Annotated in this window: 15 protein-coding genes; 5 read left to right on the forward strand and 10 right to left on the reverse strand. The window is 65.8% G+C overall.

The window, feature by feature from the left end:
• Positions 1-90: 90 nt before the first annotated feature.
• A complete protein-coding gene (locus tag DPR14_RS17315) occupies positions 91-1,887 on the reverse strand; it encodes a calcium-binding protein (RefSeq protein ID WP_192498996.1) in 1,797 nt (598 codons plus the stop codon).
• Positions 1,888-2,436: 549 nt separating this feature from the next.
• On the opposite strand from DPR14_RS17315, the gene DPR14_RS17320 reads away from it, so the two are divergent.
• Entirely contained in the window at positions 2,437-2,631 is a 195-nt protein-coding gene (locus DPR14_RS17320) for an anti-sigma factor family protein (protein ID WP_158046272.1), read from the forward strand.
• 49 nt (positions 2,632-2,680) lie between these two features.
• Here DPR14_RS17320 and DPR14_RS17325 read toward each other — a convergent pair whose 3' ends face one another.
• The 4 genes from DPR14_RS17325 to DPR14_RS17340 form a co-directional block, all read right to left on the reverse strand.
• Entirely contained in the window at positions 2,681-2,914 is a 234-nt protein-coding gene (locus tag DPR14_RS17325; protein ID WP_158046273.1) for an RNA polymerase sigma factor, read from the reverse strand.
• A 237-nt stretch (positions 2,915-3,151) separates the two neighbouring features.
• Positions 3,152-3,841, reverse strand: a complete 690-nt coding sequence (locus DPR14_RS17330) for an SDR family oxidoreductase (RefSeq protein WP_158046274.1) — start codon at positions 3,839-3,841, stop codon at positions 3,152-3,154.
• Positions 3,842-3,983: 142 nt separating this feature from the next.
• Entirely contained in the window at positions 3,984-5,480 is a 1,497-nt protein-coding gene (locus DPR14_RS17335) for an amidohydrolase family protein (RefSeq protein ID WP_158046275.1), read from the reverse strand.
• Positions 5,481-5,612: 132 nt separating this feature from the next.
• Entirely contained in the window at positions 5,613-5,810 is a 198-nt protein-coding gene (locus DPR14_RS17340) for a DUF2735 domain-containing protein (RefSeq protein ID WP_158046276.1), read from the reverse strand.
• Positions 5,811-6,242: 432 nt separating this feature from the next.
• Between DPR14_RS17340 and DPR14_RS17345 the strand changes: the two genes are divergently transcribed.
• Positions 6,243-7,289, forward strand: a complete 1,047-nt coding sequence (locus DPR14_RS17345) for a glutamine synthetase beta-grasp domain-containing protein (RefSeq protein ID WP_158046277.1) — start codon at positions 6,243-6,245, stop codon at positions 7,287-7,289.
• Between the two features lie 60 nt (positions 7,290-7,349).
• On the opposite strand, the gene DPR14_RS17350 is transcribed toward DPR14_RS17345, so the two are convergent.
• The 5 genes from DPR14_RS17350 to DPR14_RS17370 form a co-directional block, all read right to left on the reverse strand.
• Positions 7,350-7,859, reverse strand: coding sequence for a DoxX family protein (locus DPR14_RS17350; RefSeq protein WP_246148268.1), 510 nt, complete (start codon positions 7,857-7,859; stop codon positions 7,350-7,352).
• A 102-nt stretch (positions 7,860-7,961) separates the two neighbouring features.
• Positions 7,962-9,083, reverse strand: a complete 1,122-nt coding sequence (gene arsB / locus DPR14_RS17355; protein WP_158046278.1) for an ACR3 family arsenite efflux transporter — start codon at positions 9,081-9,083, stop codon at positions 7,962-7,964.
• An 18-nt stretch (positions 9,084-9,101) separates the two neighbouring features.
• Complete coding sequence (arsJ, locus tag DPR14_RS17360; RefSeq protein ID WP_158046279.1) at positions 9,102-10,364, reverse strand: organoarsenical effux MFS transporter ArsJ; 1,263 nt, start codon at positions 10,362-10,364, stop codon at positions 9,102-9,104.
• 11 nt (positions 10,365-10,375) lie between these two features.
• Positions 10,376-11,395, reverse strand: a complete 1,020-nt coding sequence (locus DPR14_RS17365; protein ID WP_158046280.1) for an ArsJ-associated glyceraldehyde-3-phosphate dehydrogenase — start codon at positions 11,393-11,395, stop codon at positions 10,376-10,378.
• 270 nt (positions 11,396-11,665) lie between these two features.
• Complete coding sequence (locus DPR14_RS17370) at positions 11,666-12,601, reverse strand: metalloregulator ArsR/SmtB family transcription factor (protein ID WP_158046281.1); 936 nt, start codon at positions 12,599-12,601, stop codon at positions 11,666-11,668.
• Positions 12,602-12,724: 123 nt separating this feature from the next.
• On the opposite strand from DPR14_RS17370, the gene eno reads away from it, so the two are divergent.
• Genes eno through DPR14_RS17385 form a run of 3 tightly spaced genes read left to right on the forward strand, consistent with a single transcriptional unit; the run spans position 12,725 to position 16,573 of the window.
• On the forward strand, positions 12,725-14,080 hold the full coding sequence (gene eno, locus DPR14_RS17375) for a phosphopyruvate hydratase (protein ID WP_246148271.1): 1,356 nt from the start codon (positions 12,725-12,727) through the stop codon (positions 14,078-14,080).
• Positions 14,077-15,087, forward strand: a complete 1,011-nt coding sequence (locus DPR14_RS17380; RefSeq protein WP_211103803.1) for a phosphotransferase family protein — start codon at positions 14,077-14,079, stop codon at positions 15,085-15,087. Before eno ends, DPR14_RS17380 begins: the two co-directional genes overlap by 4 nt.
• Before the next feature lie 13 nt (positions 15,088-15,100).
• Positions 15,101-16,573, forward strand: a complete 1,473-nt coding sequence (locus tag DPR14_RS17385; protein ID WP_158046282.1) for a multicopper oxidase family protein — start codon at positions 15,101-15,103, stop codon at positions 16,571-16,573.
• Positions 16,574-16,580 lie beyond the last annotated feature (7 nt).

Genomic DNA, 16,580 nt, shown 5'->3' on the forward strand with positions numbered 1-16,580 from the left:
TGCGCAATGCGGCGATCCTAAATGCGGAACGGCGCCGAAGGTCAACCTGGAGTTAGATCATGTACCGATGCACCGGCCTCCCCCGCCGGATCAGAGCAGGAACATGGATTTCTCGACAGCCGCGATGCCGAAGACCTGGATTTCGAAGTCCGGCCGGCCGTCACCGTTCACGTCGCCCTGCACGAGCTTGAAGTTCTTGACCTTCGACCATGCCAATGTTCCGGCGGTCCTGCCGAGGCCCCCTTCCCCGATGAAGGTGAAGGCTTGGTTTCCGGCTGCCGCCGCGTTGGCGTCGATCCCCGTCAGGTCGATGCGGTCGAGGCCGCGTTCGAAATCGAGGATGCTGTCCCGCTGCCCCCAGCCGGGAACGCTGTCCCTGGCCGCTTCGAAAACGAAACGGTCGGCTCCGCTTCCGCCGTAGAGCCGGTCCATGCCCGCTCCGCCCTTCAGGACGTCGTTGCCCTCGCCGCCCTTGAGGATATCCTTGCCGGCGCCGCCTTCGAGGAGGTCGCCGCCGCTGCCGCCGTACAGGTGGTCGTTGCCGTCGCCACCGAACAGGCTGTCGTTGCCTTCCAGGCCGTGCAGCTTGTCGGAACCGTCCCCGCCGCGGATCGTGTTGGCCTCCTTGTTCCCCCGGCCGGTCACTCCGGAAGAGGCTGTGATGGTGAGGTTCTCGACCGAGGAGTTCAAAGTCCAGGAGATCGACGACAGGACGGTGTCCCGCCCCTCGCCGGCATGCTCTTCGATCCGGTCGCCCGCATTGTCGACCACGAAGGTATCGTCGCCGGAACCGCCGATCATCCGGTCGGCACCGGTCCCGCCGTCGAGAGTATCGTTCCCGCTGCCGCCGGAGAGATGGTCCGCCCCTCCCTTGCCGAACAGGGCATCGTTCCCCGCGTTGCCGACGAGCACGCCGGGGTCGTCGTCGCTGGTCAAGCGGTCCGCGTAGGGCGATCCGAGCACGTTGTCGATCCCGCTCAGACGATCGTCGCCGCCGCCGCCGCTGGCCCTGCCGAGGGAGAGATCGACGACCACTCCCGATTTGGCCCAGCTGTAGTCCACGAGATCCCGGTCGTAGTCACCCCTGAACACATCGTCCGCAGCGGTCCCGCGGAAGGCGCCGGAAGAAGACAATTCTCCATTGTCGTATCCGGAGCGGTCGAAATGGAGGCCCACCTCCCCCGCTGACACGAAGCCGGCGGTCCCCACCTTGATCGATCCGGAATAGGGGTGGTTCGGAAAGGTTATGGTGTCGCCCTTGCGGACCGCGCCGTCCAGCCAGGCCGACGGATAGACGGAGTTGTACTCGGCTCTCTGGCCGTGCTGCTCCGTGACCAGCACGTTCTTGAAGGAGACCGGGTACTTCTGGTCGCCGGGCTGGGAGAAGTAATACAGCCAGGATTTCGCATCGCCGCCCGGCAGCTTCCGCATCTCGACGTTTTCGAGGGTCACGGACCCGATCGGATCCCTGGGCTGCAGGAACAGGCCCTGGTACGTCGTCGTGCCGGTGACGTTGTAGAACTTGAGATCCCCGACCGGCCCCTGGGGCTGGAACACGTCGCCGTGAGTCCCGTGGTAGCTGCCCTTCACGTTCTCGATCAGGGAGTTCTGCAGGGTGAAGTCCGCCCGCTTGCCGGCGGCGCTGTAGAAGTTGATCGCGTCCTTCTCGCCGGCGTACCGGTGGTCGATATGCACGCCTTCGACATGGACCGACCCGTTCACCTTGGTGAAATTGAGGGTGCCGGCCGCGGAGCCGTGCGATTGCGGTTCGAACTTGCCGCCGATCAGGACGATGTTGTTCCCGCCGGTTGTCTGCAGCCGGTCCAGAGTCCTCACCTCGTCCGAAGCGATGAACAGGACATCCTCATCCCTATCGAAGGTCCACACGGTTCTTGAACCTGTCTTGCTCAGATCAATGACAGTGTGGTCCGGCTTGAGAACCGGAGCATCCCAACGTTTCGCCGGACTTTGAGACATGCAGAACACCTGAAACAGAATAATGGGTTCCGTCAGGTTGCGTTCTACGGGTTAATAATACCTATATCGATTTTTCTATTAACCATAATACCGCTGTGTACATCAGCACGGGCCTCCAACATTGGCGCTGGCGATGTATGATTTCGATCAAATCTTATAAAATGCTTCCTTTTTTACGACGGTGGTCTGCGGAAATCGGGATTTGGAGTGTCGTGGGATCGACGGCGCGGTATGCTGACGCGGAAAGGCCCCGCGCTTGAGGAAGCGCGGGGCAGTGCGAGGTTTGAGCGCGGTACCGCATCGCGCGGCCGTTATCATCCGACAGGAGTTACTAACAACCTGTTAACCATAATTATGCAGAATTTTATCATTTTTTTGTAGCCAGCTTCTTACACGGACCGGTCTATAAGGAATGGTCCAGAGCGTCCTACCGATCCGGCATCTACAGGGGGGAATGGTGTGGAAATCGAAGAGCGTACTGAAGATATGTTGCTGTTCGCCTATGTGGATGGCGAACTGGACGAGGATCAGCGGCAGCTGGTCGAGGAATTGATCGCCAAGGATCCGGATGTGAGCCAGCGGATCGTGCAGCTCCGCGAGCTGAGCAGGCTGATCAAGGCCGCATATGACGAGGACGGCGACGAACCCGTCTGAGCGACGGCGCGGCCACTCCCCTTCCCACGGTCCCACGGAATAGCGTCTTTTAAAGATCTAGTTTCCGTATAAGGGTCAGCCGGGCACGAAGCAATCGATCCTTGACCGTCGAAGCCGAGATGCCGAGCTGATGGGCGGCATCCTGATAACTCATGCCCTGTACGCAAACCAGCATGAGAACATCCCGATCATCGGCAGGCAGCGCCCCCACAACCATTTTGACTTTCTGTGATGATGATGGATGGCTCTGGTAGTTGCTCCGTCTCTCCATCACGTTGCCCATTATTTTCCGCCCAGGGTAGACCAGCACATAAAACGATTGAACAACAATTCAATCTTATTGATACACAGTTATTCCCTGATTTGGAAACATATTTAGAAAGTTTGGCGTTATCTCAAGAGCGTAACCCGATGGAACTTTCCGTGGCATGTTGGCGGTATGCATGAAGGCTGTATCGGGCAGGGCTCCACCAAGGAGAGATCACAGCCATGCCGTCTTTCTTTCCCGGCCCGCGATGGATCATTTCACGGGCGGGGTCGGCAGGATCGTCAGTTCGTGCACGTCCACGCCCGGTGGCTGGGAAAGGGCGTAGATGACGCTGCGGGCGATGTCTTCAGGCTGCAGGGCATCGGATGGGGGAGCATCGAAGAAGGGAGTGTCCACCATCCCCGGCTCGATCAGGGTAACCCGGACCCCGCTGCCGCGCAGTTCCTCCCTCAGACCGTACCCGATGGCCGAAACGGCCCATTTGGTCGCCGCGTACATCGACCCGGCCAGCACCCGCCGCCCCGCGACGGACCCGGTGATCACCACATGGCCGCGCGCTTTCCTGACATGCTCCAGCACCGTCCGGAGCGTATAGGCGACGCCGAGGATGTTGACGTCCACCATCCTTCGCCAGCTCTCCGGGGGCGCTCCGGAGAATCCGCCGGGCTCGCCGCCGATGCCGGCATTGGCGAAGACGGCATCGATGCGGCCGAACCGCATGACGGCGGCGTCCACCATCCGTTGCTGGTCCTGGAAGTCGGTGACGTCGCAAGCCACCGCGCAGGCCCGATCCTCGCCGATCTCCCGGACCAGGGTTTCGAGCTTGTCGGCGGAGCGCGCCGCCAGCACGAGACTCCAGCCGTCCTCGGCGGCGGCGCGCGCCGTCGCGGCGCCGATGCCGCTGGAAGCTCCGGTGATGAGAAGGACCTTGGTGTCGGGCATGTGCTTGTCTCCTGCCGTCGCGGCGCCTCCGCGCCCCATGGCGCGAGAATGGTGAAACGCGCGGGTCCGGAGACCGGTTCCGACAGCATGGGCGATCACCTTGGCGCCAGGGTCCACGGCGACGCAGGACGGTGCGGGGCGCTCAGCCCGCGGCCCTGCCTCGAACCCCAAGGCTGGCTTCGGTGGCCCGGCGCACCAGTTCCGCCGTGTCGATCGAGGTCAGCCGGCCGTTCCGCTTGAGGATCCGGCCGTCGACCATGACCATGTCGATGTCCGACGGACCGGCGGAATGGACCACCATATGGGCAATGTCGGTCGTCGACACCGCCTGGAGCCCGCCGGTGCCGATCATGATCAGGTCCGCGCGCTTGCCGACCGCGATCGATCCGACGCGATCGGACAGACCGAGCGAGCGGGCGCCTTCCAGCGTGCCCAGTTCGAGCGCCCGCTTCGCGGTCATGCCGGACTCCTGCTCCGCCTGGCCGTTGAACAGGTTGTGGGTGATCTTCATGACTTCCAGCATGTCGGCCCTGCCGGTCAGCGGCGTCGTGTCGACCGACAGCCCGATGCCGACGCCGCCGTCCAGGAAAGCCTTGAGCGGAGGAACGCCGTAGCCGATGGTCATTTCTGAATAGGGTGAAACGGTTATGACGGCTTTGCGGTCCGCCAGCATTCCGATCTCGGCGGACGAAATGTGGGTGGCGTGGACGACCTGGAAACCCTCGTGCAGCAGGCCGAGACGCTCCAGTGCCGCCACGTGCCCATGGTCCGCCGGCGTCGAGTTGGCATGGAGGGTGATGGGCAGCCCGCGCTCACGCGCGGCATCGTAGTCGGCCCGGTAGACGGCTGGCTCGACCGGAACGATGCGGCTCCCGCCATCGTCCGTCGCGACCGCCTGGACGCCGCGCCAGCCGAGGCCCAGAGTAAGCAGGCCATCATCCCCGTATTCGTCCCATTGGTCATGCAACCGTATGAAGTCGGCGACGTCCAGCGGCTGCTGCGGCGACAGCGGGCGATAGGGACCATAGGAGAAGCGGCCGCGGATGCCGCTGTCCACCAGCGCCTGGAGGTCGCCGCGGGCATGCCGGGGAGTGCGGATATTATGGCACCAGTCATGGACGGTCGTAATGCCCGCGTTGATCGCCTCGGCGGCCGACAGCAGCGTGCCGGTATACATGTCTTCGGGATCGAATGCAGATCCGATCTTCGACACGACCTGGAAATATCCGTTCCCCGGGGTGCCGGTCGCCATGTTGCGCATCAGCGACGTCCACATGTGCCAGTGCGTATCGACGAACCCGGGAGCGACGACGAAGCCGGTGCCGTCGATGGTTTCTGCGGACGGCGCGGCAAGGTCCCTGCCGACGGCGACGATGACCCCGTCCCGGACATGGACGTCGCTTTCCGGAAGGTCGCCGGCGCCAGCCTCCAGGGTGAGCACATGGGCACCGCGGATTATGAACTCGCCGCGGCGCGGGGACTGGTGAACGAGTCGACCAGATCCGGCGGCGCCGGTTTCGGCAAGGGAGGAGCGGAACGGCATCAGCGCCGTGCCGAGCGCCAGTCCGCCCAGTAAGGAGCGCCGGCTCAGGGCGAGGGGGCGCGGACCGGAAAAACTGCAGCAGTCACAAGGCATCATGGACCTTTCGAGAGATGATGACGGGCATCGTCTCCCCTCAGATCTGAAGCTGGATCGGTCCGTTTCCAGTATGTCGGCATCTTCCGGTCCCTATTCGGCACCGGATCGACCGTTACCGGCCAGCCGGGAGCCTCAGCGCTTGGCGTTCTGGTCGGCTTCCCGGATCGCCGCTTCATGATACCAGCCGCTGCCGGAAGCACCTTCGAAGACCGGCGTCGATGCCGGATCCGCCGCCGCCTTCGCCTCTTCGGCAAAGCTGCGGAGCCGTGCGCCGGCTCTTGCGGGAAACTTGATTATTCTGGCCGTTTGAAAACCGGGGTTCATGGTCATTGTTTACATCTCCTTAAATCAGGCCCCCAAAACTAGGCTACCGCCATCAGAGTATATAATGTCGCACCGGCAGGGTTTGCACCCTTTTGTGCAAACGGCTTCATTTAAAATCACTGATTGCCTATTTTGTTGGCACTTGGATGTTTGCCCAGTTCTTTGGCACCCATCTGCCAAGGAAGGCATTCATCGAGCCGGTACCGTGCCCGACTTGGCTTTTCGAAAGGATTTGGGACGATCCCCACACGTCGCCGACGCATCGATGGCGGGTGCCCGAGCCGTCCCCGACCACCGCGCCGGCTGGCATGCCGAGTGCAAAGAGACATCGCGTGCAAAGAGAAACGATGCGTCGGTGGGCGCCCGCGCCTCCCGGCGGCAGGAAGCACTGCACCAGTTTTTCGAACAACATGTCCAACACCTGATGAGAGACCCGCAATGACCAAGTATAAGCTGGAGTACATCTGGCTCGACGGGTACACTCCGGTTCCGAATCTGCGTGGAAAAACGCAGATCAAGGAATATGCAGACTTCCCCACGCTCGAACAGCTCCCGCTCTGGGGCTTCGACGGAAGCTCGACCAAGCAGGCGGAAGGCAGCAGTTCCGACTGCGTCCTGAAGCCCGTCCGCATTTTCCCGGACAGCGAACGCAAGAACGGTGCGATCGTCCTGTGCGAAGTCATGATGCCCGACGGCGAGACCCCTCACCCGTCGAACATGCGGGCGACCATCCTGGATGACGAGGGCGCCTGGTTCGGTTTCGAGCAGGAATATTTCTTCTACAAGAACGGCCGGCCGCTCGGCTTCCCCGATACCGGCTATCCGGCGCCCCAGGGTCCCTATTACACCGGGGTCGGCTATGGCAAGGTGGGCGACGTGGCCCGCAAGATCGTCGAGGAGCATCTCGACATCTGTCTGGCCGCGGGCATCAACCATGAGGGCATCAACGCCGAGGTGGCGAAGGGCCAGTGGGAATTCCAGATCTTCGGCAAGGGCTCCAAGAGGGCTGCGGACGAGATGTGGGTCGCCCGGTACCTGCTGGAGCGGCTGACCGAGAAGTACGGCATCGACATCGAGTACCATTGCAAGCCGCTCGGCCAGACCGACTGGAACGGGTCCGGCATGCACGCCAACTTCTCCACCGCTTATCTGCGCGAGACGGGCGGCAAGGAGTATTTCGAGAAGCTGATGGCCGCGTTTGAGACGGCGAAGGACGAGCATATCGCGGTCTATGGCCCGGACAACCACATGCGGCTGACCGGCAAGCACGAGACCCAGTCGATTCACACCTTCAGCTACGGCATCGCCGACCGCGGCGCCTCGATCCGCGTGCCGCACAGCTTCGTGCGCAACGGGTACCGGGGATATCTGGAAGATCGCCGTCCGAACTCCCAGGGCGACCCGTACCAGATCGCTTCCCAGATCCTGAAGACTGTCGCGACCGTTCCGACGGGCGCCGAAGCCGACGTTTCGGCCGCCGCGTGAGCACGAGTCGCGGCGTGGATATCTTGCATCCACGCCGCGACCCGCTCCCGGCGCGAGATGCTACAGATAACGGCCGTTCTCGCGGCGCCACCGCCAGCCGTCGATGCTGAAGCGGCCGGGTCCCGCCGCGGCGAAAGCCAGGAGACCGCCTGTGATCGCCAGGTTCTTCATGAACTGGGTCTGCTGGGCGGCCATCTGCTCGGGCGGCATGATCCAGTAGCGGTGTGCGATGTAGGTCGCGACGACGGTGAAGGCGGCCACCAGGAGGGCGGCCAACCATGTCCATGCGCCGAGAATGATTGCGAGCCCGCCGAAGAACTCGACGAAGGCTCCGAGCGGTGCCATGACGGACGCAACCGGAACCCCCATCGATTCCATCCGCGCGGTGAACGCCGAAAGCTCCATCACCTTGCCGAACCCGCTGTGCAGGAAGATCGCGCCGATCGCGACGCGGCCGATCAGCAACAGCCCGTCCTGCCAACCGGCAGTCAGCCTGTCTCCCGAAATTTCCACTTCCGCCCTGGGAAGCGGCGCAATCGTCTCGTCATATCTCGCCATGTTCGACTCCAATTCCTGCTGAATGACCCCGGATCAGGATGTTTCTCACTCCAACAGAGTGAAGCCACCTCCGTCAACAGACCGGTCGGTGCAGTTCGTTCCGGAAGATCGGGTTCAATGGCGGGACAGGCCGCTTGGCCCGGCCGGCGCCCGTACCGGTTCCGCCGCCTCTTCCGGGAAACGGTCGCGGGTGCGGTTGCACAGGGCCACAAGCGACAACATCACCGGCACTTCCACCAGCACTCCGACCACGGTCGCCAAGGCGGCGCCGCTTTCCAGCCCGAACAGGCTGATCGCCACCGCGACGGCCAGTTCGAAGAAGTTGGAGGTGCCGATCAGTGCCGCCGGGGCGGCGATCGCGTACGGTATCCGCCATGCCCAGGCCCAGGCGTATCCGATCGCGAAGATGGCATAGCTCTGGACCAGCAGCGGCACCGCGATCAGCAGGATCACGAACGGCTGCTCGACGATGGTCCTGCCCTGGAAGCCGAACAGCAGCACGATGGTCGCCAGCAGGCCGACGATCGTATAGGGCTTCAGCCGGCCGGTGAAGCGCGTGACGGCATCGGGGTCCTCCGCGGCACGCAGGGCGCGGCGGGTCGCGTAGCCGGCCGCAAGCGGGATGACCACATACAGCACCACCGACAGGATCAAGGTCTGCCAGGGCACGATGACGTCGGTCACGCCCAGCAGCAACGCCACGATCGGCGCGAAGGCGATGACCATGATGATGTCGTTCAGCGAGACCTGGACCAGCGTGTAGGTCGCGTCGCCGCGGGTGAGCTGGCTCCACACGAAGACCATCGCGGTGCAGGGTGCGGCCCCCAGCAGGATCATGCCGGCGATGTATTCCTTGGCGTCCTGCGGGTCGACCAGGTCGCGGAACAGCAGTTCGAAGAACAGGATGCCGAGCCCCGCCATGGTGAAGGGCTTGATCAGCCAGTTGACCACCACGGTGATCACCAGCCCCTTGGGCCGCTCGCCGATGCGGCGTAGGGACGAGAAGTCCACGGCCACCATCATGGGATAGATCATCACCCAGATCAGCACCGCGACGACCAGGTTGACCGAGGCGAATTCCAGCGTCGCGAGGAGGCCGAACAGGCTCGGCATCAGCAGCCCCAGGGCGATGCCGGCGCCGATGCACAGGGCGACCCAGACGCTGAGATAACGTTCGAAAGCACCCAGGGGCGCGCCGGCGGAACGCCGGGCCGTGATCTCGCATTGAGCGGACATGATGTTGAAATATCTCCTTCAATCGCCGTCGGGAACAGCACCCGCCGGCCGGGCGGCATGGGTCGCGTCCACATGGGCGCCGGTCGGCAGCAGCAGCACGAGCGCCGCCGATGCCGCGACCAGTCCTGCGGCGGTCAGCAGGCAGCCGGCAAGGCCGAACCACTGGTAGGTCAGGCCCGACAGCAGGCTCCCCACCAGACGCCCGCCGGCATTCGCCATGTAATAGAAACCGACGTTCAGCGCGACCTTGTCGGCATCGGTGAACGCCAGGATGAGGTAGGAGTGCAGCGAGGAATTGACGGCGAAGGCAACGCCGAACAGGCCCAGGCCGACCATGACCGCCGCCGCCGGGTCGACCCCGGCCCGGAGCGCCCCGACGAGCGCCAGCGGGATGACCGCCAGCACGGCCGCCCACAAGCGGGCGGCCCGCACTTCGGACGAGGTGCCGTCGGTGGAGCGCCGGACGATCGCCGGGGCCGCCGCCTGCACGAAGCCGTAGCCGATCACCCAGGCCGCCAGGAAGCCGCCCACCTGGGCGAAGCTCCAGCCGAGCTGGGCGTAGAGGAAGATCGGTACGCCGACCACAAACCAGACGTCGCGCGCCCCGAACAGGAAGAACCGCGCCGCCGAAAGGATGTTGATCTCCGGCGACTTGGCGAACAGGCTGCGGAACCCGGCCTTCGCCTTGGATTTCCCGAAATCGCCCCTCAACAGCACCATCGCCGCCACGAGCACCAGGGAAAGCGCCGCGGCCATCAGCCAAAGCCCCTGGACGAAACCGATCGTGGACAGAAGCAGACCGCCCAGGAAAAAGCCCACGCCCTTCAGCGCGTTCTTGGAGCCGGTCAGCAGCGCCACCCAGCGGAACAGCGTGCCCTCGGCACCGGCGGGCACCACGAGCTTGATCGCGCTCTTGGAACTCATCTTGGTGAGGTCCTTGGCGATGCCGGCCAGCCCCTGCGCCGCAACCACGTAGGCGACGGACAGGGCGAACTGCCACTCCGGGTCCAGCAGGGACAGCATGACCAGCGCCGCCACCTGGAGCCCCAGCCCGGCATAAAGCGTGATCCGCAGCCCCAGCCGCGATCCGATCCAGCCGCCGATCAGGTTGGTGACGATCCCGAAGAATTCGTACAGGACGAACAGGAACGCCAGTTGGAACGGCGTGAAGCCCAGGGTGTGGAAATGCAGCAGGACCAGCATGCGCAGGGCGCCGTCGGTCAGGGTGAAGCCCCAGTATGCCGCGGTGACGATGGCGTAGTCGCGCAGGGTTCCGCCCATGTCCGACCGCCTCAACCCTGCTGCATGTGGCCGGCCACCTTGGCCGCCAGTTCGGCGAGACGGTGGGCGTAGCCCATCTCGTTGTCGTACCAGGCGAAGATCTTCACGGCGGTGCCGTCGACCACCAGGGTGGACGGGCCGTCGATGATCGACGACCGGGTGTCGCCGCGGAAATCGATCGACACCAGCGGCCGGGACTCGAAGCCCAGGATGCCCTTCAGCGGGCCGTCGGCCGCCTCCTTCAGGAAGGCGTTGACTTCCTCCGCCGTAGTCGGCCGGGCCACCTCGAACACGCAGTCGGTCAGCGAGCCGGTCAGCAAGGGCACGCGCACGGCCAGCCCGTTCAGCTTGCCCTGCAACTCGGGATAGATAAGCCCGATCGCCGTGGCCGAGCCGGTCGAGGTGGGGATCAGCGACATCAGCGCCGAGCGGGCGCGCCGCAGGTCCTTGTGCGGCGCGTCCACGACGACCTGCGTATTGGTCGCGTCGTGGATCGTGGTGATGACGCCGTGGCGGATGCCGAGTCTTTCCTGGATCACCTTGACGACCGGCGCCAGGCAATTGGTGGTGCAGGAGGCGGCGGTAACCACATGATGCTCGTCCGGATCGTACAGATGGTCGTTGACGCCCATCACGACGTTCAGGGCGCCCGGCGTCTTGACCGGCGCCGCCACGACCACCTTGCGGGCGCCCCGGTCCAGGTGCGGGGTCACCGTTCCGGTCGTGACGAACTTGCCCGAGCATTCCAGCACCAGATCGACGCCCAGGTCGGCCCAGGGGATGCCGCCCGGCTCGCCATGGTCGGTGAAGCCGATGCGCCGGCCGTCAATCCGGATGGTGCCGTCCTCGGCGGCGACCGGCACGGGCCAGCGGCCCTGGACGCTGTCGAACTCCAGCAGGTGGGCGGCCGTTTCCGGGCCGCCCTTCACCTCGTTGACATGGACGATGTCGAGCAGGCCGCGGTCTACGGCGGCCCGGCAGGCAAGCCGCCCGATGCGGCCGAAGCCGTTGATGCCGACACGGATGGTCATGGTACACCTTTCCGGCCCGCCCCCAGGGACGAGCCGTCCTGAAACGAAACAGCATCTTGAAAGAAGCACCAGTGGCTCGGCACAGTGTTTTTTGATGACGTTCGGCAAAGCGGAGTGCCGTAGGTCGGCCTTCGCCCGTCAGGGCGAACGCCGACACCCTGCGTCAACGCTCCGGCCACGCTGTCGGCGTCGGCCTTCGGCCGTGGCCGACATACGACAAATCAATCAAAACTACTGTGCCGAGCCACTAGTCGCGGAGCTGCCCGGCGATCAACCGGCGGCGGCTACCTCTTCCTCGGACAGCCTGATCCTGCCGATCTCGGCCAGGCGGTTGCGCAGGCTGAGCTTGTCCAGCGCCTCCAGCCGGAGGCTCGTGAAGATCTTGATCCGGCATTCAAGCTCCAGGTAGGAGCGTTTGAAGACCTTCCGGACCCGCTCGTCGGACCCGACGAAAGCGGCGGGATCCTCGACGCCCCAGTGGGCGCTCATCGGCTGGCCGGGCCACACCGGGCAGGTTTCGCTGGCGGCGCTGTCGCAAACGGTGAAGACGAAGTCCAGCTCGGGTGCGCCGGGTGCGGCGAACTCGTCCCAGCTCTTCGACCTGAGATGGTCGGTCTTGTAGTTCAGGCGTTTCAGAAGCTCGATCGCCTTCGGATGCACGGCGCCGCGCGGCTGGCTGCCGGCGCTGTAGGCGTTGAACCTGCCCTGCCCCCAGCGGGTCATGGCGCATTCCGCCATGATGCTGCGCGCCGAGTTGCCGGTGCACAGGAACAGGACGTTGTAAGGTTTCTCCAGGCTTGGGCGGTCTGACATCGGAGCACTCCATGCTGCGGGTTCGGCTCGGTCCGGGCGCCCCCCGCGCCGCTCGGGAGGACAGGCGGCCGCGGCGAGCGCCTGCAGCGACGGGCTGCAGACGTCGGGATTTCCCTGGCAGCAGTCCTCGGTCAGGAAGACCAGAAGGTCCCGCATGCCATCGTAATTCGCGTTGTAGATGATCGACCGGCCGACCCGGCTGGCGGTCACGAGGCCGGCGTTGGCCATCAGCGCCAGATGGCTCGACAGCGTGTTGGGCGGCACTCCCAGCGTGCGCGCGATCTCCCCGGCCGGCATGCCCTCCCCGCCCGCCCTGACGAGCAGGCGGTAGACATCCAGGCGGGTATCCTGGGCCAGCGCCGACAGGGAGGCTATGGCGTGTTTCGTATCCATGATTCGAGAAATATCGAAATATGGTTCTGAGCGCAAGCGCGAAAGTGCCGCGCAATCGGCGGGTCCCTGCCGAACGCGAACATGAACTTGCAAAGTTTCCATGCGAAGGCACGATGTGGCACGGTGGCGACGCCGCTGTTCCGGCACACGCTGGTGCGGATCAGGATCACGGGAGGAATGATGGCGAAGACCACGATCACGGCCGTGAAGGCCCGGCAGATCCTCGACTCCCGGGGGCGGCCGACCGTGGAGGCGGACGTGATGCTCGAAGGCGGGGCGATGGGCCGGGCGTCGGTGCCGTCCGGCGCGTCCACCAGCCGGAGCGAGGCGCACGAACTCCGCGACGGCGACGCCGTAATCTATTTCGGCCGCGGGGTGTCGAATGCCGTGGCGAACGTCGCGGAGGAGATCGCGCCGCTCCTGCGGGGCCGGGATGCCGACGACCAGGCGGGAGTCGACGGTTCCATGCAGGCGCTGGACGGAACGCCGCGCCTGGAGCGTCTCGGCGCGAACGCGGTCCTGGCGGTTTCGCTCGCCACTTGCCGGGCCGCGGCGGAAGCCGCCCGGGAACCGCTTCATCGCCGGCTCGGCGCCCTGGCGGGGGCCGGCGATCCTGTGCTGCCGCTGCCGATGGTGAACATCCTGAGCGGCGGCCTCCATGCGGGACGCGGCATGGACGTGCAGGATTTCCTGGCCGTCCCCTTGACCGCGACCGACTATCCCTCGGCGCTCCACGACATCATCCGGGTGCGTGCCGCCGCCGAGGAGGTCGTGGAGCGCTATGGCGCCCCCGTGCTCCTCGCCGACGAGGGAGGGCTGAGCCCGGGATGCCCTTCGGCCGAGATCGCGCTGCGATTGATGGTGGAGGCGATCGAGCGCGCGGGGCTGACGCCCGGCCGCGACATCGGGATCGCCATCGACGTGGCGGCGACGTCGCTTCTCGGGGCGGACGGTTCCTATGCCTTCTCCCGCGAAGGGCGCTCCCTGGACAGCGCCGGCATGATCGAAACCGTCGCCGAATGGGTCGAGCGCTTCCCGATCGTGTCCGTCGAGGACGGCCTGCACGACGAGGACTGGGACCATTGGCCGGAACTGACCCGCCGGCTTTCCCGCATCCAGGTGGTCGGGGACGACCTGTTCAGCACCAGCCCGGAGCGCATCCGGCGCGGCATGGAAGTTGGTGCTGCCAACAGCGTGCTGATCAAGCTCAACCAGAACGGAACCCTGACCGGCACGCTGGACGCGATCGCGACCGCGCGGGCCGGCGGGTACTCGACCGTGGTCTCCGCCCGGTCGGGGGAGACCGGCGACAGTTTCATGTCGGACCTGGCCGTGGGCGCGGTCGGCGGGCAGATCAAGATCGGCTCGGTCCGTAACACCGAACGGCTGGAGAAATACAACCAGCTCCTCCGGATCGCCGAGGATCCGGCCGTGGGCTATGCCGGTGCGCGTTTCCTGGCCGGACAGAGGGGACCATGACGGCGCCGGATGCCGGTCTTCCCGACGACATGCGCCGGTTCCTCGCCGACCTGGGCATCCAGGGGCGGGACCTCCGCGCCCATCCGCTGACGGGCGGCGTGTCCTCCGACATCTGGTTCGTCGAGGCGGACGGGCGCACGCTCTGCATCAAGCGGGCGCTGCCGACGCTTCGGGTGGCGGCGCACTGGACCGCCCCGATCGAGCGCAGCGGCTACGAATACGCATGGTTCGAGAGGGTGCGGGAGATAGCGCCCGCGGCCGTGCCGCCGCTGATCGGACGCCATGCCGACGGCAACATGTTCGCCATGGCGTTCCTCCCGGCGGATCGCCATCCCCTGTGGAAAGCCCTGCTGCTCCGGGGGAAGGTCGATCCCGACTTCGCGGCTGCGGTCGGCGGGATCCTGGGCGCGATCCACGCCGGGACGGCCGGCGACGGCCGCACCGCCGGGGCCTTCGCGACAGACGCGTCGTTCCACGCGCTGCGCCTCGAACCCTATCTCCTGGCGACCGCCCGCCGGCACCCGGACCTTGCCGGCCGGCTGGAAGCGATCGCCCGGACGACCGCGGCCACCAAGCTGGCGCTGGTCCACGGGGACGTCAGCCCCAAGAACATCCTGGCCGGTCCCGAAGGCCCGGTGATCCTCGACGCGGAATGCGCCTGGTACGGCGACCCGGCGTTCGACCTGGCCTTCTGCCTGAACCACCTGCTCCTGAAATGCCTTCCGGTCCGAGACGGCACGAGCCTGCTCATGGATGCGTTCGACCGGATGATCGGCGCCTACCTGCCCCATGTGGCCTGGGAGAACGCCAAAGCCTTCGAGGGCCGTTGCGCGGCCCTGCTCCCGGCGCTCCTGCTTGCCCGCGTCGACGGAAAATCCCCCGTCGAGTACCTGACCGGGGAGATGGACAGGGAGATCGTCCGGAGCGCTGCGCGCGGTCTCGTGGCCGAGCCTCCGGACCGGCTTTCCACCGTAAAGCAACGCTGGCTCGACAGCTTGCGGCGATGAGGCGAGGGACATCATGAGCCAGAACCCGCTGGTCCGGCCGCTCACCCGCAGACGCCTTCTCCTTGGGGGCAGCGCCGCCGGGGCCGCTGCGCTGGTGCCCGTGGCCCTGCGCCCCGCGGCAGCCGCAAAGACGCCGACCCACGCGCTGGCAGCCGGCCCCGGGAGGGTCCGGATGGTCGGCGACGCCTATCCGGAGACGACGGTATGGGCCTATGACGGCCAGGTGCCCGGTCCCGAGATCCGCGTCCGGCAGGGCGACCGTCTTCGCATCGAGGTGACCAACCGGCTGGCCGAGGAGACGACCGTCCACTGGCACGGACTTCGCGTCCCCAACGCCATGGACGGCGTGCCGCACCTGACCCAGCGCCCGATCGGCCCCTTCGAGACCTTCACCTACGAGTTCGATGCCCTGGATGCCGGGACCTTCTGGTACCACCCGCACCAGCGGAGCCATGAACAGGTCGGCCGCGGCCTTCACGGCGCGCTCATCGTCGAGGAGCGAGAACCGGTCCCGGTCGACCGCGACCTCTGCTGGGTGCTGGGCGACTGGCGGCTGAAGGGAGACGCTTCGATCAGCAACGACTTCGGCGCCATGATGGACATCAGCCACGGCGGCCGGGTCGGGAACACCGTCACGGTGAACGGCCGCGTGCTCGACGTGGTGCCGGTGCGGGCGGGCGAACGGGTCCGGCTGCGTCTGGTCAACGCCGCCAACGCCCGTATCTTCGGGCTGCGCTTCCAGGGACACCGGCCGACGGTGATCGCCATCGACGGCCATCCGGTCGAACCGCACGAACCGGAAGACGGCCGCATCGTCCTGGCGCCCGCGATGCGCGTGGACCTCGTCCTCGACATGGCCGGCGCTCCCGGCGACCGCTCCAACGTCGTCGACGACTTCCATCCCAACCTCGCCTACCGGCTGCTGGACCTCGGCTACGGGCCGGACCGTCTGCGGGACCGCCCGCCGGACACGCCGGTCCGGCTGCCGGCGAACCCGGTGGCGGAGCCGGACCTCTCCGCCGCGGTCCGACACGAGGTGGCCCTGGGCGGCGGGATGATGGGAACCATGGCCGGAGCCATGGTGGACGGCAGGATGACGGACATGCGCACCCTGTTGCGCCAAGGCATGGCCTGGGCGATCAACGGAGTTTCCGCCGGCGGCGCCGACCGCCACGGCGGCGGCGAGGTTTCCGGACACGTCATGGACCCGATCTTCACGATCGAGCGCGGGCGCACCTGCGTGATCGCCATGGCCAACGACACGGCGTGGCACCATCCGATGCATCTGCACGGCCACACCTTCCGGGTGCTGTCGCGGAACGGCAGGCCGACCCGCTTCAAGGAATGGCAGGACACCGTCCTGCTGGCCCCGCGCGAACGCGTGGAGATCGCCTTCGTCGCCGACAATCCGGGCGACTGGATGTTCCACTGCCATATCCTCGAACATCAGGCCGCGGGGATGATGAGCACTATCCGCGTCGCCTGAACCGGCC

The sequence above is a fragment of the Skermanella pratensis genome (assembly GCF_008843145.1).
Classification (GTDB): Bacteria; Pseudomonadota; Alphaproteobacteria; order Azospirillales; family Azospirillaceae; genus Skermanella; species Skermanella pratensis.